This window comes from Flavobacterium sp. CG_23.5 (genome assembly GCF_017875765.1).
In the GTDB taxonomy this organism is placed as follows: Bacteria; Bacteroidota; Bacteroidia; order Flavobacteriales; family Flavobacteriaceae; genus Flavobacterium.
The window spans coordinates 2,480,583-2,502,168 of the sequence record NZ_JAGGNA010000001.1 but is presented as its reverse complement, the minus strand read 5'-3'; the positions used below and the strand labels follow the sequence as shown (position 1 = coordinate 2,502,168).

The following is a 21,586-nucleotide window of genomic DNA, read 5'->3' as shown; positions in this document are numbered from 1 at the left end:
TTTTATTTGTGTGTTATTTTATTCTAATAAATTTTCAATTGAAATATCTTCATCAATCTCTTCCCAATGAACGCCTTCTCCTTTGCCGATGAATCTCCATTTTTTTAGTTGCTCTTCGGTTGCTTTTCTTAATCTTGGAAACCATTCTAACGGCACAGCTAATTCACGTCCATCTTCTAAAAAAACAATCATTTTAGATTCTGAAAAAACAATGTCTATTGCATTTTTTGATTTGCTAATTACTGAAAAACTCATCCCATTTATATATTAAAAGTTCTTGATTTCGTTCTACTAAATTACGTATTGTTTTTAATTGAGTGGAATTAAATCCTGATGATTTTACTAATTCTATATTTTCTAAATTAAATTTTGCTATTTTTTCGGCGTTTTCAACATGAATATGCTTTGGCAAATGTTCATTACTGTAAAAGAAAAAACGGAACCCATCAGTTATTAATACAGTTGGCACTACCTAAATAAATTTTTATCAAAAACCATTCGTATTGCATCCGCCTGACGACGTTTTGCTCTTGTATAACTTCCTGCAGCTGGAGCAGCATATGCTTTTAGCGAAGCCAATCTCCATTTTACTAAATTGAAGTTCATCAACATAAAACTGTAGGCTCCCATGTTTTTTGGTTCTTCCTGTGCCCAAACGTAATCATCGGCATTTGGATATTTCGCAATAATGGCGCTTAATTGTTCTACTGGTAGAGGGAACAATTGTTCAATTCTCACCACAGCAACATCTTTACGACCATTGATTTCTCTTTCGGCAGTAATATCATAATAGAATTTACCGGTACAAAAAACCAATGTTTTTACATCCGCTTTATTCACCGTTTCATCATCGAATGTTTCTTGGAAAGTTCCATTTGCAAATTCTTCAACAGTAGAAACTACTCTTGGATCACGCAACAAACTCTTTGGAGTAAACACAATAAGTGGTTTACGGAAAGTCGTTTTCATTTGTCTTCTAAGCAAATGGTAAAAATTCGCTGGCGTTGTACAATCGGCGACAAACATATTTTGTCTGGCGCAAAGTTGTAAATAACGTTCCATTCTGGCAGAGGAATGTTCCGCTCCCTGTCCTTCATATCCGTGAGGCAATAATAAAACAATTCCGTTTTGATTGTTCCATTTATCTTCCCCACAAGAAATATATTGGTCAATCATAATTTGGGCTCCATTACTGAAATCCCCAAACTGTGCTTCCCAAATTGTCAATGCATTTGGATTTGTCAAGGCATATCCATAATCAAAACCTAAAACACCATATTCTGATAAAAGGGAGTTGAAAATATTAAATTTTCCTACTTTACCTTCTAAATTGTTTATCAAGACTACTTCCTCTTCGGAGTCTTCTACCTTAACTACAGCATGACGATGGGAGAAAGTACCACGTTCTACGTCTTGTCCGGAAATACGAACATCATATCCTTCTTGTAATAATGATCCATAAGCTAAATGTTCGGCCATTGCCCAATCCAACTTATTAGTTTCGAAAAACATTGTTTTTCTATCGTTGATTAGTTTTTGAATTTTACTAATAAACTTTTTATCCGCAGGCAAGTTACAAATCGCATTGGCCACTTGTGTAAGTCCTTCAATTGAATAAGTTGTATCTACTTTTTCAAGCATTTGTACGTCTGTAACCTGTTCAAAACCTCTCCATTCATTTTTCATAAATGGTGTGATAATTGTCAGGTCTTTTTTACGAGATTCTTCAAGGTTCACTTCTAAATTAGATTTGTATTCTTTCTCTAATCCATTTACATAAGTAACGTCGATTACTCCTTCTGACAACAATTTTTCAGCATAAATATCTCTAGGATTTTGATGCTTTGCTATCAGTTTGTAAAGTACAGGCTGTGTAAAACGAGGTTCATCTCCTTCATTATGCCCGTATTTTCTATATCCTAATAAATCTATAAACACATCACGGCCAAATTGCATTCTAAAGTCTAATGCAAATGACATCGCATGCACCACAGCTTCCGCATCATCTGCATTCACGTGCAATACCGGTGAAAGTGTTACTTTGGCAACATCCGTACAATACGTTGATGAACGAGCGTCAAGATAATTAGTGGTAAATCCTACTTGATTATTTATTACAATATGAATCGTACCTCCCGTTTTGTATCCATCCAACTGAGCCATTTGAACAATTTCATAAAGAATTCCCTGACCAGCGATCGCTGCATCTCCGTGAACGGCAATTGGCAATACTTTTGAAAAGTCATTAGGGAAATATTTATCTTGTTTTGCTCTTGTAATTCCTTCGATTACAGCACCTACTGTTTCAAGGTGTGAAGGGTTTGGAGCCAAATTAATATTTATATTTTTTCCTGACCTGGTTACTTTTTCAGCGGTAAGTCCTAAGTGGTATTTTACGTCACCATCAAAATATTCCTGATCGTAATCTTTACCGTCAAATTCTCCAAAAATATCTTGAGTAGATTTTCCGAAAATATTTGCTAAAACATTCAAACGACCACGGTGAGCCATTCCCATAACAAATTGTTCCACTCCTTTTTCAGCTGCTTTTTCAATTAAAGCATCAAGTGCAGGAATTATTGATTCTCCACCTTCAAGCGAAAATCTTTTTTGACCTACATATTTAGTGTGTAAGAAATTTTCGAAAGAAACGGCTTGATTTAATTTACCTAGAATTATTTTCTTTTCATCAGCAGAGAAGTTAGGTAGGTTGTCATTTATCCCTAATTTATCTTGCATCCATTGAATAACTTCCGGCTTTCTTATATACATGTACTCCACCCCAATATGTTGACAATAAATATTATCAAGGTGAACAATAATTTCTTTAAGCGTACATGGTTGAATTCCAATTACTTTTGCTGCGTCAAAAACAGTATTTAAATCTGCTGACGAAAGTCCGAAATTTACAATATCCAACGTTGGTGATGAAGTTCTTCTTTCTCTAACGGGATTTGTTTTTGTAAACAAATGTCCGCGCGATCGGTAGCTATCAATTAATTTCAATACGTTAAACTCTTTTTGAAGTTTATCAGAAACAGGAGCATGTTCAACATTACCAGCGGCAACATTTGCTATATAAGCAACTGGATTTTCATCATTATAGGTGGTCATTCCAAAGTCGAAACCTTGAAAAAAACTTCTCCAACTTGGCTCGACGCTATCTGGATTTTCTAAATATTGATCGTATAATTGTGCGAAGAATTCGGTGTGTGCTGCGTTTAAAAATGAAAACCTATCCATAATATTTGTGAATGTTTTTTTTTGTCAAATCGAGGGACAAAAGTACAATAAACCAATATATTTAATTCAGTTTTTTACGTACTTTTACGTTAATATTTGTTAAATTAACAACATAATCATGGAAAAGAATCAATTTCAGACTATTTATAAATATATTTTGATTTCTACAACCTTATTGTTTTCGAGTTTATTATTTGCACAGCAACAAACAGCATCTCCAAAAATGCAAAGTGATTTCTGGCGAAAAGTACAATTTGGTGGTGGAATTGGTTTGAGCTTTGGTTCTGGCTACACCGACATTTCTTTAGCACCAAGTGCCATTTATAATTTCAATCAGTATGTCGCTTTAGGCCTTGGTGCACAATATACCTACATAAAGCAAAAAAATTATTACGCGTCAAACTTATATGGTGGAAGTGTTATAGCACTGTTTAATCCAATAGAAGAAATCCAACTTTCGGCGGAACTGGAAGAACTGAGAGTTAATATAAATTTGATTGGCTCCAATAGCAATTCTCAAGATTACTGGAATACCGGTTTATTTCTTGGTGCAGGTTACAGAACTGGAAATGTGACTATTGGCGCACGCTACAATGTATTACGAGACACTAATGATGTTTATGGCAATGCATTCATGCCTTTTGTACGGGTTTATTTTTAAAAAACAAGGAAATTGGAGAAATGAAAAAAAATTCTCAATTGCTACTTCTAATATTATAACAGTTAATACTTATTGCGAAACCAAACTTTCTGCCATTCTCTTTTTAAAATTAAAAAAGCAACTTGCTCAGCCAAAACCACTAAATCCGAACCATCCAGCTTTTTTATTTGTTCTTCAGAAACATCAATTATATATAGCAGATTAAGATATTCGGCAAATTTATACTCAATCAGGCGATATATTTTGTCGTGTAATTGCAGTTTCAATTCAGCGGGAGAAATGCTTAAAGGAAAATCAATCGCTTCGTTGGCGAGGTTAAAATCCTTATTAAGTTGTTCAACTAACTTTAGATATAAGGTTTCTTTTCCGGCTTCCGATAGTAGTGAATCTGTATTTATTGGCGCTATGAACATTAGATTTCAGATTTTTGATTAACGAATTTAGATTTTTGATTTTAAGAAATTGCTCTAAATGTTTGATTTTTTTTTAAATTATACTGATTTTTGAAATTAACCATTATATATCCGAAGTAAAATTTCTGCAATCAAAAAATCTCTAATTTGAAATCAAAAATCTACACTTTTCGTCCCATTAAATTCTCCCCGAAGGCTCTCAATATTACTTTTTTATCTTCGTCAATATTCATTTTATCCACTATTTCAAATGCTTTAAAAGTGAATTCCTGTATAGCATCTTGCGTTGCTTTTGAGGCTCCAGAACTATTAAAAATTTCTTTTACTGCATTAATTTTATTTGAATTTTCGATAGGTTGATTGGAGAATAAATCTAATAATTGTTGGGCTTGCTCTTTTTTCGAAAATTCCAATGCTTTTAAATACAAATAGGTTTTTTTATTTTCAATAATATCTCCACCTACTTGTTTTCCAAAAGTTTCAGGATCACCAAAGGCGTCCAAATAATCATCTTGCAATTGAAAAGCCAAGCCTAAATTCAACCCAAAATCATAAATTAAATTAGCATTTTCTTTAGAAGTTTCGGCAATTATCGCACCCATTTTCATTGCTGCCGCTACCAAAACTGCCGTTTTATATTCAATCATTTTTAGATAATCGGCAATTGTAACATCGTCACGCGTTTCAAAATCAACGTCCCATTGCTGTCCTTCACAAACTTGAAGAGCCGTTTTGCTAAACAATTTTGCTAGTTTTCGAAATATCTTTGGTTGATATTGTTCAAAATACTGATAAGCCAGAATGAGCATCGCATCGCCAGATAAAATCCCAGTGTTTATATTCCACTTTTCATGAACGGTCGCCTGCCCTCTTCGTAGGGGTGCATCATCCATAATGTCATCATGAACCAACGAGAAATTATGAAAAACTTCAACGGCCAAAGCAGCCGGCAAGGCTTTTTTATAATCTGCACCAAAAATTTCAGTGGTCATCAAAGTAAGCACCGGACGGATTCTTTTTCCTCCAAGATCTAAAATATAATGTATTGGTTCATACAAATTTTTTGGCTCTTTAATTTCATATTGGGATTGCAAATAAGCTGAAATGAATTCCTGATACTGGTAAATGGTATGCATCATTTTTTTGTTTAAAGTTTAAAGTTTAAAAAGTTTTCATGAAAGTTCTGGCTTTTCGGACTTTATATACCACAAAGAAACTCAAAAAACTTTAAACTTTAAACTTTAAACTTTCTCAAATGTTAAATAAAAATAAAAACATTGGAAACTATTTTGGTATTCAAAGTTTCCGCTTTACATTTGCACTGAAAATTTTAACATCCTCTAACATATAATTATGACATTTCGAATCAATGCGAAATGAAATAATAATTACAAAATAATACTTAACCCATTATGAAAACAAAATGGACAATTGATTCAAGCCAATCCGATGTATTAATTAAAAACAGACACTCCACAATTGCGTTTATGGACGGTACAATCAACAAATTTACAGGTCACGTAGATATTGAGGATAATGAACTTGAAGATGCCTCGATCGAATTTGCTTTGGACGTAAATATTAAGCCAACAAAACTGGATCAAATTGACAGCTACTTGAAATTGAATGATTTTTTCAATACAAATGAATATCCAGTTATTAGTTTCAAGTCGACCTCATTTCAAAAAGTAAATAGAAACATTAATTTTTTGAAAGGGAATCTAACTATTAGAAACATCACCAAAGTTGTTGAATTAGATGCTGCATTTATTGGGATTAACACAGAAAATGGCGTTCAAAAAGCTGCTTTCGAAATAATTGGAAAGATAAATCGCAAAGATTTTGACTTACCGTTCAATTCCTATACACAAACCGGAGGTTTAGCAAAGGGACAAGATATCAACCTGATTGCTAATTTAGAATTCACCGCTTAAAAGACAAGGTTACAGAATTGTTAAATTTATGTCAATAATTTGGAAACTATTTTGGTGTTCAAAGTTTCCAAGTTATATTTGCATTCATAATTTTACTTATTTCTATAATTAACAGCAACTTACAAATCCCGGAATATTGGGAAAAGCACAAAAAAATGAAAGAAAAAATTATATCAAAAGCAAGCGACATGTTTTTAAAACTTGGTTTTAAAAGCATTACCATGGATGATATTGCAGGAGAAATGTGCATTTCTAAAAAAACAATTTATAAATATTTCTGTAATAAAGAAATCCTTATTGAAGAAAGTACAGAAGCAATTCACAAAGAAATTCATCAAATTATTGATAATATCATAGTTAAAAATTACAATGCCATTGAGGAAAATTTCGAGATAAGAAAAATGTTCAAAGAGATGTTTCAATCCTCTGATAATTCCCCTATTTATCAATTAAGAAAACATTATCCTGAAATATATGATAAGGTAATGGCACGAGAAATAAGCGAATGCAACAGTGTTTTTAGAATTAATATTGAAAAAGGAATTGAACAAGGACTGTACCGAGAAAGCATTCATATTGATCGCTACACCAATTTTTATTATCATCTTATTTTTAGCATTAAAGAAAGCACCAGTTCCGAAAAAGAATCACAAAAAATAGAACTTGAAGCTTTAGAATATCACACTAGAGCCATGGCTACACCAAATGGAATTATTGAATTGGAAAAAAATTTACTAAACCTTAATATATCATAATGAACAGATTAATATTAATAACCATCTTAGCTTTTGCGATTACAGCAAAATCTCAAGAAGCAAAGCCGTTGACATTGAAAGATGCAATCACCTATGCTTTAGAAAATAAATCAGATGCGAAAAAAGCGAAACTGAAAGTAGAAAACGGAGAATACCAAATACAAGAGGTACGATCTAGAGCATTACCTCAAATTTCGGCAAACGGAACATTAACGTACAACCCGATTTTGCAAACGACTTTTCTGGATGCAGGTTCTTTTGGTGGTGAAAAAGGAAAAACAATTCAGGCTACTTTTGGACAAAAATGGACTTCAACCGCCGGATTATCATTGACTCAAGCACTTTTTGATCAATCTGTTTTTACCGGTTTAAAAGCGGCAAAATCAACGAGGGAGTTTTATCAAATAAACGAACAGTTGACGGAAGAACAAGTAATTGAAAGAGTGGCGAATAACTATTATCAAGTATATGTTCAAAGACAAAAATTGACTGTTCTTGACAGTAATTATGTTAACACCAATAAAGTTAAGAACATTATTAAAGGACAATTTGATAATGGTCTGGCTAAAAAAATAGACTTAGACCGAATTTTAGTAAAAATATCGAACATCAGCACCCAACGCCAACAGGTTTTGAATGCCGTTCAGTTACAAGAAAATGCTTTGAAATTTTACATGGGAATGCCAATTGAAACAAAAATCATAATTCCCGTATCTCAATTTGAAGTTTCACCTCAAGCCTTATCTCAAGCCCCAAATACAGAGACTAGAACAGAGTATTTGCTTTTGAAAAAACAAGAACAGTTATTAACCTATCAGAAAAAAGCAGATCAAGCGGCTTATTACCCATCGCTTAACCTTTCTGCTGGTTACAATTACATAGGTCAAGGTCCAAAAATGCCTTGGGGTGCAAAACCAGCTGATGGCGTTTATTGGTCTGATTTCTCTTCGATTGGTTTGAACTTAAAAGTGCCGATTTTTTCAGGATTTGCAACACGAGCAAAAGTGAGACAAGCAGATGTAACTTTGAGATCTTTGAAAGAAGACATCGACGACACAAAATTAGGTCTTGATTTGGCTTATGAAAATGCCAAAATACAAATTGACAATAGCATAACTATCATTGCAAACCAAAAAGGTAATGCTCAATTGGCTCAAGATGTTTTAAACAATACCCGAAATAATTACGTGCAAGGATTGGCTTCTTTAACTGATTTATTGGATGCCGAAAACTCATTGACAGAAGCACAAAACAATTACACGTCTGCAATATTAGATTACAAACTAGCCGAAATTCAATTAATCAAATCAAAAGGAGAATTAAGATCACTTATAAATAACTAAGAAAATGAAAAAAAATATACTAACCGGAATAATCATATTAGGAGTACTGGCAATTATTGCTTTTACTTTAATGAATAATAAAAACGAGAATGAAGCAAAAACAGCCATTGTAGCAGAGAAAAACGCTACTGTTTCAGTTAAAACCGAAACCGTTAAAACGGAAGAAGTATCTCTGGATTTTACTGCTAATGGGAATTTTGAGCCACTACAGGAATTAAATTTTTCCGCAGAAAAACCAGGGAGAGTGGTTCGCGTTTTGGTTAAAGAAGGTGACAATGTTAGAATTGGACAAACTTTGGCAATTGTAAGAAGTGAACAAATTTCATCGGATTTGCAAACTGCTCAAGCTTCTTATCAAAATGCAGTAGCGGATTACAACCGTTTTGAAAATGCATATAAAACAGGTGGAGTTACAAAACAACAAGTAGATCAAGCCAGATTAGGCTTAGTGACTTCAAAATCAAGATTGCAACAAGCTAAAGTTAACATTGGCGATACAAACATTAAATCTACAATTAATGGGGTTGTAAATAAAAAATATATTGAGCCTGGTTCTGTACTGGGTGCTGCAACCCAAATGTTTGACATCGTTAATGTTTCAAAATTAAAATTGAAAGTTACCGTTAATGAAAATCAGGTTGCTCGTTTGAAAATAGGAAACAACACAAAAGTTACTGCCAGTGTCTATCCTGACCAAATATTTTCAGGTAAAATTACTTTCATCGCTCCAAAGGCGGATACTAGCTTGAACTTTCCTGTAGAAATAGAAATTGCAAATAATTCATCTAATGATTTAAAAGCCGGAATGTACGGGACAGCTAAATTTGCATCCAATCAACAAAAACAATCTTTGATGATTGTTCCTAGAAATGCATTTATAGGAAGTGTAAGCAGCAACCAAATTTTTGTAATTGAAAATGGAACTGCAAAACTGAAAACGGTAACAGCAGGTAGAATTCTTGGTGACAAAGTAGAAATTTTAAGTGGACTTTCTGAAGGGGAAACGGTTATTATTACAGGACAAATCAACTTGACTGACGGTACAAAAGTGGATGTTATTAAATAAGTCTTAAAGTCGAAAGTCTTAAAGTCATAAAGAAACAGCTTAGAGCTTAAAGCTTGAAGCCTAAAGCCAGATAAAAATATGAAATTAGCAGAAATATCCATAAAACGCCCTTCATTAGTTATCGTATTATTTACGATTCTAACATTGGGGGGACTGTTCAGTTACAGCCAATTAGGCTATGAGTTGATACCGAAATTTGAAACAAACGTAATTTCGATTGCAACTGTTTATCCAGGTGCATCGCCTAGTGAAGTTGAAAACACGGTTACTAAAAAAATTGAAGACGCGATTTCCTCCTTAGAAAACATCAAGAAAATCGACTCTAAGTCATTTGAAAGTTTATCCTCGGTTTCTATAACATTAACATCGAATGCTGATGTTAATATTTCGATGAACGATGCGCAGCGAAAAATAAATGCAATCATAAACGACTTGCCAGATGATGCGCAAGCCCCTTCCTTAAACAAATTTTCCTTAAGCGATTTACCAATTATGACAATTGGTGCCAATGGAAAAATGGACGAAGTTGAATTTTACGACTTAGTTGATAAAAAATTAGCACCAGTACTATCACGAGTGCCAGGAGTAGCACAAGTAAACATTACGGGGGGACAAGAAAGAGAAATACAAGTTAATCTCGATGCGGTAAAAATGCAAGCCTACGGACTTTCGGTCCCACAAGTACAGCAAAATATTTTATCCTCAAACTTGGATTTTCCAACAGGAAATATTCAAACCCGTGAGCAAAAAATATTAATCCGATTAGCCGGAAAATACAAGAATGTTGAAGAACTGAGAAACTTAATTGTTTCTTCTAGAAACGGTATTCAGATTCGTTTACGCGATATTGCTGATGTTCAGGATACTCAAAAGCTTACTGAAAAAGTAGCACGTGTCAATCAGAAAAGTGCCATTATTTTACAAATTATAAAGCAATCTGATGCCAATGCGGTTGCAGTAAGTGAAGAGTTAGTTAAGACAATTGCTAAATTAGAAGCGGAGTACAAAACGGAGGAATTAAAACTAAAAATTGCTAAAGACAGTACCATTTTCACCCTTGAAGCTGCTGATGCTGTAGTGCACGATTTGCTTATTGCCGTTCTTTTAGTGGCTTTTGTGATGTTATTTTTCTTGCACAGTATTCGAAACTCCTTGATTGTAATGGTTTCTATTCCTGCATCGTTAATTGCCACTTTTATTGGGATTTACTTAATGGGTTATACCTTGAACTTAATGAGTTTATTAGGATTGTCACTCGTTGTAGGTATTCTTGTGGATGATGCGATTGTGGTTCTTGAAAATATTTACAGGCACATGGAAATGGGCAAAAACAAAGTTCGAGCTGCCTATGATGGTACAGCCGAAATTGGTGGAACTGTAGTATCGATTACGCTTGTAATTGTGGTTGTATTTTTACCAATTGCATTGAGTTCTGGTCTGGTTTCTAATATTATTACGCAATTTTGTGTAACTGTAATTATATCTACTTTATTGTCATTAGTTGCTTCGTTTACTATTATTCCTTGGTTATCATCCAGATACGGAAAATTAGAACACATTGAAGGTAAAAACCTTTTTGGAAGAATCATTCTTGGTTTTGAAAGTTATTTAACCCGTTTCATCAACTGGATCTCTGGATTACTGACATGGTCTTTGGATCATTATAAAACAACACTTGCCATTGTTTTAGTTTTATTCTTCAGTTCAATTGCATTGGTACCAGCAGGATTTATTGGGGGTGAGTTCTTTGCAGCATCGGATAGTGGTGAGTTTTTAGTTCAAATCGAAATGCCAAAAGATGCTTCGCTAGAACAAACCAACTTCATGACGCAAAAAGCAGAAGCCTTTTTAGAGAAAGAAGATTTTGTTCACAGTCAATTTACTATTGTGGGTCAAACTAGTGGTGGTATGGGGGCTTCACAATCAACTGCATATAAATCAGAGATTAACGTAAAAATGGTTGAATTAGACCAGCGCGATGAACCTGCAAATGTGTATGCCGCAAAAACAAAGCGCAAATTACAAAAAATATTAGTTGGAGCCAAAGTAAAAACGGTTCCAGTAGGTATTTTAGGAACAGCTGAAGATGCTACTTTAGGACTTATTGTAACGGGTCCAGATGTAGAAAGTGCTATGAAATTTGCTATTGCTGCCGAAAAGGAATTGCGCACAATTCCCGGTGCAACAGAAATTGAACTATCGGTAGAGGACGGAAATCCTGAAGTAAGCGTAAAAGTAGACAGAGATAAAATGGCCGCACTTGGTTTGAGTTTACAAACCGTAGGTATGACTATGCAAACTGCTTTTAGTGGAAACACAGACGGGCGTTTTAGAGCTGGAGAATACGAATACGACATCAATATTAAGTATAATGCTTTCGACAGAAAAAGTATTGCTGATGTAAGCAACTTGATATTCATAAACGACTCTGGTCAACAAATCGAGTTAAATCAATTTGCAACTGTAACTGAAGGTTCTGGTCCAAGCCAATTAGAGCGAAGAGACAAAACAGCATCAGTAACGGTTAAAGGCCAAAATGTAGGTATTTCTTCTGGAACGATTGTATCACAATGGGAAGAAAAAATTAAAAAACTTAAAAAACCAGTTGGTGTAGACTATATCTGGGGTGGACAAAAAGAGAATGAAACCGAAGGTTTTGGAACATTAGGAATTGCTTTATTGGCTGCTATTATCTTGGTTTACCTAGTAATGGTTTCGTTGTACGATAGTTTTGTACACCCATTCGTAGTATTATTTGCTATACCGCTTTCGTTTATTGGAGCATTATTAGCCTTGGCATTGACGAATAATACGTTGAATATATTTACTATTCTTGGGGTGATTATGTTAATTGGTCTGGTTTGTAAAAATGCGATTATGCTTGTGGATTATACCAATCAGCGAAGAGCCGCCGGGGAAACAATACGAACTGCTTTGATTCAAGCGAATCACGCTCGTTTACGTCCAATTCTTATGACAACTATTGCGATGGTATTTGGTATGTTCCCAATTGCGTTAGCTTCAGGAGCCGGGGCCGAATGGAAAAATGGTTTGGCGTGGGTAATCATTGGAGGATTGATCAGTTCACTATTCCTTACCTTGATCATTGTTCCTGTGATTTATGAAATCATGGAGAAATTAATTTACAAATTCACAAAAGGAGAAAAAACAGATTACGAAGCTGAAATGGTAGCTGATTATGACCATAAAGAATTGAGCGAAGATGGATTTAATCCAAAACACACGATTTAAAAACTGAATTTATTATCAAAGACAAAACCTGTTCATTAATTTGAACAGGTTTTTTTGTTTTAACGTAATGCAGAAAAGGAATTAGAGCTAATAAACAAGATACTATAATTTTTTAAAACCGACGTTAAGCATCTTCTTTTTCCTTTCATATTAAAGCGAAAATCTAATTTTAATCAAAACTTGTCTTGGTCTTAGATCAAAGTTAGTTGCTACAAAACTAAAATCATTTGCGTTTACGGTTCTAAAATTCTTGGTGTCAAAAATATTAGAAACTTGCATTTCAAGATCAATCTTTTTCTTCTGAATTGTGTACCTGTATATCAAATCTGCAAATACGTTTTCATTTTTAACATTGAGCAGACTACTACTAATGAATTCTGATTTTAAACCAAGATATTGTTTGCTTTTCAGGTTAAAATTTAGATTCAAATGATGATTTTGTTGCGTAATATTAGCTTGTTTTTGGCTTTGAATTTGGTTGTGAGATAACGTCCAAGAACTCTCGTATTCTACATTGAACCAATCGGTAATATCGGTGTCTATTTTATTCCCAAAAACCCAATTTTGATTGGTGATAGTCGTTAGTTGGGAATTAATAATTTGCTGAAACTCTTGCATAGCAAAACTACCATTGAGCGTCACATTAGTCTTTATTTCAGAAATGTATTTGCCCATACGCGTAGAGAAATTATCTGATTTTCTGGTATTAGTTTGTTCAATTGCCTCTAGTGTGGTTGCTCCGTTTGCCATAATCGAGCTTTGATAAAGCAAATTATACTCACTTTGTACACGACCGTAACTCGCATTAAAAAAGAGCGCTTTTACAGGATTTCTATACGATAATCCAATGGAGTAATTCGCGACAGTTGATTGTGGAAGCGGAGAATTTACTCGCTTGATACTGCGGTAATTTTGCAAAATGTAACCATAATGCAATTGATTTATGGTGCCAAATTGATTCGAAATTCCTGCGGAAGTAGTAATTTTCCAATACGCACTCCAATCATACACTACTAATAAACGAGGTTCGAAAGTGGTTTTGTTGACATTTTCAGCTTCTTGCAATGGGCTGTCTTTTATTTTGTACGAATGCAAATTTATTGGGGTCGAAAGTTCGATACGCCAATCGTCTTTTTTAAACTGCGTTTGTAAATCAACATATCCTTTAGAACGCATCCAATTTAAGGTATTTGAAAATTCAGTACTTAAATCCCTATTCTCTGAGGTGAAAATGTCACTTTCTAGCTTTTGATTTTCTAATTGCAACCCCACTTTTGACTCGAATGTAAAATGTTTTACCGCCTTGGCCACCGAAAAAAAGTTGTTACTGTAATAAGTTAGTAAATCTATGTTTTGCGTTACAGCTTCGTACGGTATATTAGAATTGAGTAAATCTTCAAACTGTCCCGGATTTACCTGAAGTACTTGTGGTGTTTTGTTGAGTCCAACATACGAATTTAGTGTAACCATTTGTTTGCCAACAGGAAAAACCGATTTTAAGGTATTCGACAATCGAAAGAATTCATTGCTTAATTCTTGCTGAATCCCTTGGCTGTTTAAAACTATATTTCCGCGCTGACTATCCCAAAAACCTTGAAATTCGATACTATTCTTGAAGTAATTTTTAGAAACGTTTTTTTGTACAGTAAAATTGGTTTGCACCGAATTAAAAAAGGTTTGATTGTACTTTTCTTCCAATAAATCAATCCTGCCAGTTGGCGTTACAAACTGCGTATTGGTAAATCCTTTTTGTTGCTGATAATCATTTAAATAAGAGGTATTAATTCGCAGTTCATAGTCTTTTTTCAACCGCTGTAAATAGTTTGAAGACAGCAAATGAATGGAATTATCCAACCATCTTTTTTCATAAAATTTAGGATTCGTTATTTCTTGAATGGCAAGCCAATCTATTTTTTCGGAATTATTTTCAAATTGGTTTAGTACATCTTCAAGTGTTAATTTTTTGAGTTGCACAGCCACATTATCTCCCATATTATTCGTTTGATAGGTGCTTAACATCTGCCTTTTTTTTGTAAAAAGCATTGGCGTAACATTGACATCCCAAAGCAACGGATTAAAGCCACTACCCACACGTGCTTGACCTGTAAAAGTATAGGCTTTCCTAAGTTTGATATTAAGCGCCGTTCGATCCGAAAACTGCAAACTATCTAATGCTTTTATTGGTTGATGATTTTCTAGAATTTGCACTTGACTTACGGCCTGCAAAGGCAAGTTATCATTGGCTAGATTGTATTTGCCTTCTAACAAATCTAAACCCTCGATATAATATTTGTTGATGGCTTTGCCTTGATATAAAATTTTACCATCAGGAAGCACTTCAATTCCAGGCATTCTTTTTAACACATCACCAATACTTCTGTCCTGCACTTTCGAAAATGCATTTACGGAGTATTGCAGCGTGTCGCCTTTTTGAGTTATGGGCGCCGCTTTTACGGTAACTTCCTTAAGAATAAATGACTTTTCAGCAAGAACAAAATTCTTGGTTTGCGATGTATTTGTAATGGTATTCAAAGCAGTTTCGTAACCCATACAGCGTATCTGTAAATCCAGTTCAGCTTCGGGACTGTTGAACGAAATAGTGTAGAACCCATTACCATTCGTTATGGAATAAGCAATAATTGAAGTTGATGATTTTTTTTGAATCGAGACACTGGCGTTAGCAATTACTTTACCTCGCACATCTGCAACTTGTCCTTTGACAATAGATTGAGCATAAATACTTTTGCCAAGAAATAAAAGCAGCCAAATGATATTTCTCATTAATCAATCAGTTCCATCGGATTGTTCTCAAACTTCATTTTTTCTTTCGCTCGTTGATCGGCTAAATCAAGCATTTCCTTTGGAAAAGTCATTCCACCCGAATTAATCAAGGTCGATGGTTTTTCTTTATATCTCTTTCTTAGTTGTTTATACTCCTCGTAAGTTATTTGAGTAGGTTTTGGTAATTGTTCCCCTATATTACAAAAACTGGAACTATTTTTTATACTCGAAACAGTAAACTGAAAATGTTTATTGGTATCATAAATTGACAAAATTAAACCCGGTAAACCATGAAATTTGTATGGCCCATCGGCTATACTAATTTCTGTGGTATACCATGCCACATAGGTTCTGCCGGCAAACTCAGTAGTTGCTTTTTTACAGTTATAACCCAATATTTCTTTTTGCTCTTCTGTAAGTTTCCAGTCAAACTTATCTAAATTTTGATTGTATCTGTAAGTAATTTGTCCTATTTTATCACAAAAAATAATTTGGTCCTTAACATACTCTTTTACAATAGTATAATACAGTTTTGTTTTAGGTAACGATTTTCTATCAGGAAGACCATCGGACTCTTTCCAATTTTTCTCCAAATCCATTAATTTCATGCTATTCAAACTAACGTAAAAAGAAAAATTTTTAGCAACTTTCAATACCATTTGCTCCTTTTGTTTGCTGAGAGTATCCTCCTTGTTAACTTGATATGAATAATCATAGGTAATTTCATAGCGTAAAGTATCTTTTGGGAAATTTTGAGCGAACATTAAGTTTCCTATACCCAGATAAATAATTACTAGCAAAAGTGATTTTATCTTCATTTTTTTATTTTTTAAAAAATATGGCTGAAAAACAGCCATATTTCATCTTCTTTTCTTAACAACCTGAGATTTCAAAAATTAACTCTGACGCAGCACGGAACGCTGTGTATGGGGTATAATAAGTACTGTCATAACTTACTATCCACTCATTTCCGCAATCGTCAATAAACAAAAAAGATTTATCAAGTCTTACTAGAGAAACAATTTTTAATTTGCCCCTGTTTACCATTTCTGTAAATGTTATGTAATCAATTTTTGTAGAAGTTTTAGAATCTAAACTTTTTTCATTTTGTAAACTACTAACTAGTTTTTCATTGATTGTGCCATTATTTGCAAAAGCAAATGATCCGATCATAGCAAATGCTAATGTAAAAATTAATTTTTTCATAATGTATAGTTAAATAGATGCTCCATTAAGGACTTGAGCGGTTAGTTTGCGTCCTCGTAGGCAGTTTTTCGTGCTTTCCTCTCACTATTTTATTTTTATTTTCTTTGGAGAAACAAACAAACCTCCGCAATTCGTAGCTACTGAATATTTTTAAAACACTATAATTTAATATAATAGCGCCTTATTTGTCAGACAAATATGAAAAAAAAAAAACGATTTAAAAGATTAATGTAAAAATTAACAAATATTTAACAAGTTTAATACTTCTTTATATGTAATTGCCTTTTATAGAAAAGCCTACTATTTTAGTTTATGTGGAGGGGACTGATCCTGAAATAACATTACACAAAAAGCTTTTTAAAGAATAAGTGATTTCTCTTCTCTTGGAACTTTTTCTTGGTCAAAACCAAAAGAAAAACCATAAAACAAAACAGCAATCGTTTTAAAAAAATCTTACTATTAGCTGCTCAAAAAAATATTTTTTTTCTTTTTTTAATGAAATAAAATATTGGTTTTTAGCACTTTGAAAACAAAAAATCATTCCGTAATCCAAAAACCTAAAACCACACTATAAAACTTTGGCATACTACTTGAATATACCTAATCAAATAAGTAAAAAAGCGTAAGCCGAAAAGCTAAAGAGTAGGCAAAAAACACAAAATACATTTATCATGAAAAAAATTACCTTTTTAGTAGCTAGTATCCTTTTATTTGGAGGTGGTGTAGCGAATGCAACAGAGAAAAATAATTTTTCTCACGAGAGAAGATCTCCTGTTGATGTTAGAAATGCTGAGCCAATTGTGTTTACTGAAAGAGGAGTCGAATTCTTCGTGTTTCCTGACGGACAATTTGATTTTAATACGCGCCCTTCAACCGGCAACATGTACTACAAACAAAGTAGAACAAGTAATGTAAACAAGACCTATGGTGCGCCTTCCTCTTTTCGAGACCGAAATTATGGTGTGAAAGTAGAGCACGATAATATGGGTAAAGTAAGACGAATTGGAAATGTGTTTATCAACTATGATTCGGATGATAGGATTAAGCGAGTTGGTTCTGTATACATGACTTACAACCGTTACGCCTTGGAACAAGTTGGTGGATTGCAAATTATCTACAACCGTCGTGGTCAAATTATTGATATGATTGGAAATGTAAAAGGTGGAAGAGGTTATGAAAACGGCCCAAACAACAACTACAATAACGATTGTGATGATGATCATAACCACAATTCAAACAATCACAATAGTGATTATGATAGCGATCACAACTCAAACGACAAGGATCAATACTATTATAAAAACAACGGTGCTAAAGACCAAAAAGAAGAGGTTAAAGTAGTAGGAAGTTTAGATACACGAATAGATAGAAGAAATTAGTTTGTTATAAATGGTTGGTTAGAAAAAATCCCGTTGGTATTCGTATTAACGGGATTTTTGTATGCCAATAACAACTTTTATTTCATTTTAGTCACAACCATTAATGTCGCAACTATTCCCGGATGTAGTATCCAGCAAAGTCACTTTCGAATCAAATTTTCCTTCTTGCCATACTTTTTCTAAAGTTTCTAAAAAGGAAGTTGCCGGTTGCGCTCCGGAAATTGCATATTTATTATCGAAAACAAAAAACGGAACACCTTGAACGCCGATGGCATTTGCTTCTTCTTGGTCTTCTTTTACTTCTTCAGCATACTTATCAGAATTTAATACCTGCGCAATAGCTTCTGAATCTAATCCTACTTGTATCCCCAGTTCCGTTAAAGTATTGATATCATTAACATTTTTCCCTTCTGTCAGATAAGCTTTGAAAAGTAATTCTTCTAGATCATTAGCCAGACTGTGCTTTTTCGCCAAATGCAACAATCGGTGTGCGTTCAAAGAATTGGCAAGAACGGATTTTTCAAAATGAAAATCCAATCCAGCAGTTTTTGCGTTTTGGGTCATATTATCAAGCATATTTTGAGCCCAGTCATTATCTTTTCTGTATTTCGCTGCTAAATGTTCGACCATATTATCGTCCGTAGAGGCGATAAAGCTGGCATCCAGTTGATAACTTTTCCATTCAATTTCGACAGCCTCCTTATGTTCAAAAAGGTTCAGTGCTTCTTCAATTCTTCTTTTTCCTATATAACAAAACGGACACATAATATCCGACCAGATTTGTACTTTTAATTTATTATCCATTTTTAGTATTTATTTTGAAATTCTCAGTTGATTCTGTGATGCAAAAATAATCAATTCGGTTTTTAGCTGTTTTGGATTTAGGTTTTTATTGGGAATCCATTGAAACATCATTTAAGAACAGAACGGAATTCCTTACGATATAGTGAAGCGCTTTTTCCAGTAAATTCTTTGAATGATTTATTGAAATAGCTAAAGTTGTTGAAACCGCTTTCAAAGCAAATTTCAGTTATACTCACGGGTTTTTCTGCCAATAGTTTTGAAGCATGCACTAAACGATACTCATTTACGAACTTTGTGAATGTTTTATGAGTTATCTTTTTGAAATACCTGCAAAAAGAAGGCACCGTCATACTTACCAAAACGGCTACTTCATCTAGAGTTATTTGTTCTTGAAAATTATCTTTTACATAATTAAAAACCATGTTGATGCGGTCATTATCCTGCATTTGCATTTCCAAAGAAAACCCTACAGCATTTAACACTTTGAATTCCTCGGATAGTTCTAATTCATTAAGAATATCTAACATAGTCAGCAACCTTTCGAATGGAGACTGTTTGTCCATGATTTCTATTTTACTGCCTATTCTCTTTTTTGTTTCGCCTTCAAAGGCAATTCCTGCTTTGGCTTGACTAAAAAGATTATTAATATTTTTCATTTCAGCAATATCAAAAAACCCATCTCCTAGGAAATCAGGTCTCATCTGGATAACCGTTTCGTTTTTATTTCCAGTTTGTTCATTGGTAAACCCGCAGTGCGGCAGATTACTTCCTATTAATATCAAATCACCCTCCGTGTAATAAGAAATATGACTTCCTACTTGACGTTTTCCAGACCCGTCGTTTACATATACCAACTCTATCTCAGGATGGTAGTGCCATAAATGAGATTTACTATTAGCATTCTCTACATATTTAGAAAAAGAGAAAGAACTTCCGAAAGAAGGTTTTATAATTTCAAACGTAGGAAGTATCGTTTTCATAACAACATGCTTTATAATTAGCACAAAATTAACCTATTTAGACACTTAATTATCTTTTTTAACCTCTATCGATTTCGTAAAAGGTAATATAGAACACAAATTGGAAAATCCTGTGCCGTCCAACAACAGTGTGTTAGCGTAAATTTACCACAGATAAATATTATTATAAATCTAAAAACTACAATTATGAAAAAGATTTTAAAAGTAAGTTTAATACTAGCAGGAGTATTAGCTGCAATGAATGTAAGTGCAGGTGAAATAGATTTTTCACTTAATGTAAAAAAAGAACAAGGAAAGACTGTAACTTTTGTTTTAAATGACATAAATAAAATCGATTTATCTATTTATGATGCAAATGAAAAATTAATTCATACTGAAAAGGTAACTTCAAACGGCACAATCAATAGAACATATGATCTAAATGCCTTACCCGAAGGAACTTATTTCCTAGACGCTGAATCAGAAATGAAAATTGCGAGATATGAAATTTCAGTTGTTGGTAAAACGGCTACTTTAACCTCTAAAGCAATTTCCGAAGTGTACAAGCCAGTATTTTTGAACAAAAACGGTTTAGTATCAATAAGTGTATTAAATTTAGATAAGTCTCCAGTGAGCATTAAAATTTATACTGAAGACGGAACGGAGGTCTATGCTACTACTGTGTTACAAGAACAGAATGTGGCTAAGTTTTTTGATATTAAAAACTTTCCAAATGATAAATACGCTTTTATAATGACGTATGACAATAAAGTATTTGAAAAAATCGCTGCGGCCAAATAACAATTAAGCAAACCTAATAGTTTAAGCCAGTTCCACTTTTTGGAGCTGGTTTTTTTTTGCTTTCCTTTTAACAAAAAAAATATACCAATTAAAAAAAGAAAGCACGACTCACATTAATTTCATGAATTCCATTGATAAATGATCAAATCTTCTGTTTCTTACTATCTTTCCAAAAAATTAGGACTAATAAATTACCAATGATAAAGAAGAAATTCACAGAATGGTTTCATCGCTATAAATATCCCGAATTAGCTGCTAGTTCTACGATTATTTTCATGGCTTTTCTCACCGGATTCTTACACATCAACAAGGTTGTAGAAGCTTTTATGATAACCTGGTCTGAATACCTGGCTTTTTACGCTACCGTTTTATATTTTAGATTGAAAGAAAGTAAAACAAAAAATCTAATCTTAACTCTCAAAATTTTACAACAGGAAATAACGGGTCTATTGATTGAATTTGGTCCTTCGGCTATCACTGATGCTTTGTTTATTCGTCCATTTTTTATGTATTCGGCTCCTATATGGATTGGAAGTCCAATTTTGGGAGTTATAGTTGGTAAACTCTGTGCAGATTTTTTCTTTTATGCCCAAACTATTATGAGTTATGAATGGTTGAAAAGACGAAGAGCTAAGAAGAAAGCAATAGAAAAAGAAAATAACGAATAGCAACTTTCAATTTAGATAGAAAAAATTCCTTACTCCAACCTGATTATTAAAATTTTGAATGGAGTAAGGAACAATATCCAATAATTAATTATTGTGAGAACCGTCGCAATATGGCGGGTTTTTTGTTTGCTTGCAGGCACATAAATAAACCTCTTTGGTTTCTTCTTCTGAAAATCTCAATGGAGATCCTCCTTCAGTTTTGTGAGCTCCATTGCACATCGGTTGGTTTTCTGCATGCCCACAAGTGCACCAGCCGTATGTTTTCCCTCCTTCTAATGTCATTTTTATTGGCGCGTCGCCTGCTCTTTTTGGTGTACTCAT

General features: G+C 33.6%; 20 protein-coding genes. 9 read left to right on the top strand and 11 right to left on the bottom strand.

Features of this window, described 5'->3' with window-relative positions:
* Positions 1-18 precede the first annotated feature (18 nt).
* Genes H4V97_RS10795 through H4V97_RS10785 form a run of 3 tightly spaced genes read right to left on the bottom strand, consistent with a single transcriptional unit; the run spans position 19 to position 3,243 of the window.
* Positions 19-255: a DUF2442 domain-containing protein gene (locus tag H4V97_RS10795; RefSeq protein ID WP_196850260.1), complete on the bottom strand. Its 237-nt coding sequence runs from the start codon at positions 253-255 to the stop codon at positions 19-21.
* Positions 236-469 (bottom strand): DUF4160 domain-containing protein, encoded by a 234-nt coding sequence (locus tag H4V97_RS10790; RefSeq protein WP_196850261.1) that lies wholly within the window; start codon positions 467-469, stop codon positions 236-238. Before H4V97_RS10790 ends, H4V97_RS10795 begins: the two co-directional genes overlap by 20 nt.
* Entirely contained in the window at positions 469-3,243 is a 2,775-nt protein-coding gene (locus H4V97_RS10785; protein WP_196850262.1) for a 2-oxoglutarate dehydrogenase E1 component, read from the bottom strand. The genes H4V97_RS10790 and H4V97_RS10785 overlap by 1 nt, the downstream gene beginning before the upstream one ends.
* Before the next feature lie 118 nt (positions 3,244-3,361).
* Here H4V97_RS10785 and H4V97_RS10780 point away from each other — a divergent pair, with 118 nt between their 5' ends.
* On the top strand, positions 3,362-3,904 hold the full coding sequence (locus H4V97_RS10780) for a hypothetical protein (RefSeq protein WP_196850263.1): 543 nt from the start codon (positions 3,362-3,364) through the stop codon (positions 3,902-3,904).
* A 62-nt stretch (positions 3,905-3,966) separates the two neighbouring features.
* Here the strand turns inward: H4V97_RS10780 and H4V97_RS10775 are convergent, their stop codons facing one another.
* The gene (locus tag H4V97_RS10775; protein WP_196850264.1) at positions 3,967-4,317 is read right to left on the bottom strand and encodes a hypothetical protein; all 351 of its coding nucleotides are present in this window, start codon (positions 4,315-4,317) and stop codon (positions 3,967-3,969) included.
* 161 nt (positions 4,318-4,478) lie between these two features.
* A complete protein-coding gene (locus H4V97_RS10770) occupies positions 4,479-5,453 on the bottom strand; it encodes a polyprenyl synthetase family protein (protein WP_196850431.1) in 975 nt (324 codons plus the stop codon).
* 276 nt (positions 5,454-5,729) lie between these two features.
* Between H4V97_RS10770 and H4V97_RS10765 the strand changes: the two genes are divergently transcribed.
* The 5 genes from H4V97_RS10765 to H4V97_RS10745 all read left to right on the top strand — a co-directional run bounded on the left by H4V97_RS10765 (position 5,730) and on the right by H4V97_RS10745 (position 12,667).
* A complete protein-coding gene (locus tag H4V97_RS10765) occupies positions 5,730-6,251 on the top strand; it encodes a YceI family protein (RefSeq protein ID WP_209549705.1) in 522 nt (173 codons plus the stop codon).
* A gap of 155 nt (positions 6,252-6,406) precedes the next feature.
* The gene (locus tag H4V97_RS10760) at positions 6,407-7,006 is read left to right on the top strand and encodes a TetR/AcrR family transcriptional regulator (RefSeq protein ID WP_196850266.1); all 600 of its coding nucleotides are present in this window, start codon (positions 6,407-6,409) and stop codon (positions 7,004-7,006) included.
* On the top strand, positions 7,006-8,349 hold the full coding sequence (locus H4V97_RS10755) for a TolC family protein (RefSeq protein WP_196850267.1): 1,344 nt from the start codon (positions 7,006-7,008) through the stop codon (positions 8,347-8,349). Before H4V97_RS10760 ends, H4V97_RS10755 begins: the two co-directional genes overlap by 1 nt.
* Before the next feature lie 4 nt (positions 8,350-8,353).
* Positions 8,354-9,415, top strand: coding sequence for an efflux RND transporter periplasmic adaptor subunit (locus H4V97_RS10750; RefSeq protein WP_209549704.1), 1,062 nt, complete (start codon positions 8,354-8,356; stop codon positions 9,413-9,415).
* Positions 9,416-9,493: 78 nt separating this feature from the next.
* Positions 9,494-12,667, top strand: a complete 3,174-nt coding sequence (locus H4V97_RS10745; protein ID WP_196850269.1) for an efflux RND transporter permease subunit — start codon at positions 9,494-9,496, stop codon at positions 12,665-12,667.
* A 150-nt stretch (positions 12,668-12,817) separates the two neighbouring features.
* Here the strand turns inward: H4V97_RS10745 and H4V97_RS10740 are convergent, their stop codons facing one another.
* From H4V97_RS10740 to H4V97_RS10730, 3 genes are read right to left on the bottom strand one after another with little or no spacing between them, the layout of a single operon-like run.
* Complete coding sequence (locus tag H4V97_RS10740; protein ID WP_196850270.1) at positions 12,818-15,448, bottom strand: carboxypeptidase-like regulatory domain-containing protein; 2,631 nt, start codon at positions 15,446-15,448, stop codon at positions 12,818-12,820.
* A complete protein-coding gene (locus tag H4V97_RS10735) occupies positions 15,448-16,266 on the bottom strand; it encodes a GLPGLI family protein (protein WP_196850271.1) in 819 nt (272 codons plus the stop codon). Before H4V97_RS10735 ends, H4V97_RS10740 begins: the two co-directional genes overlap by 1 nt.
* Before the next feature lie 55 nt (positions 16,267-16,321).
* Positions 16,322-16,654 (bottom strand): hypothetical protein, encoded by a 333-nt coding sequence (locus H4V97_RS10730; RefSeq protein WP_196850272.1) that lies wholly within the window; start codon positions 16,652-16,654, stop codon positions 16,322-16,324.
* 671 nt (positions 16,655-17,325) lie between these two features.
* Between H4V97_RS10730 and H4V97_RS10725 the strand changes: the two genes are divergently transcribed.
* A complete protein-coding gene (locus H4V97_RS10725) occupies positions 17,326-18,033 on the top strand; it encodes a hypothetical protein (protein ID WP_196850273.1) in 708 nt (235 codons plus the stop codon).
* Between the two features lie 87 nt (positions 18,034-18,120).
* Here the strand turns inward: H4V97_RS10725 and H4V97_RS10720 are convergent, their stop codons facing one another.
* Entirely contained in the window at positions 18,121-18,837 is a 717-nt protein-coding gene (locus H4V97_RS10720) for a DsbA family protein (RefSeq protein WP_196850274.1), read from the bottom strand.
* 107 nt (positions 18,838-18,944) lie between these two features.
* On the bottom strand, positions 18,945-19,817 hold the full coding sequence (locus H4V97_RS10715; RefSeq protein WP_209549703.1) for an AraC family transcriptional regulator: 873 nt from the start codon (positions 19,815-19,817) through the stop codon (positions 18,945-18,947).
* 186 nt (positions 19,818-20,003) lie between these two features.
* Here H4V97_RS10715 and H4V97_RS10710 point away from each other — a divergent pair, with 186 nt between their 5' ends.
* Both H4V97_RS10710 and H4V97_RS10705 read left to right on the top strand, forming a co-directional pair.
* Positions 20,004-20,597, top strand: coding sequence for a hypothetical protein (locus tag H4V97_RS10710; RefSeq protein ID WP_196850276.1), 594 nt, complete (start codon positions 20,004-20,006; stop codon positions 20,595-20,597).
* A gap of 197 nt (positions 20,598-20,794) precedes the next feature.
* Positions 20,795-21,265 (top strand): hypothetical protein, encoded by a 471-nt coding sequence (locus H4V97_RS10705; RefSeq protein ID WP_196850277.1) that lies wholly within the window; start codon positions 20,795-20,797, stop codon positions 21,263-21,265.
* Positions 21,266-21,349: 84 nt separating this feature from the next.
* Here H4V97_RS10705 and H4V97_RS10700 read toward each other — a convergent pair whose 3' ends face one another.
* Entirely contained in the window at positions 21,350-21,586 is a 237-nt protein-coding gene (locus tag H4V97_RS10700) for a CDGSH iron-sulfur domain-containing protein (protein WP_196850278.1), read from the bottom strand.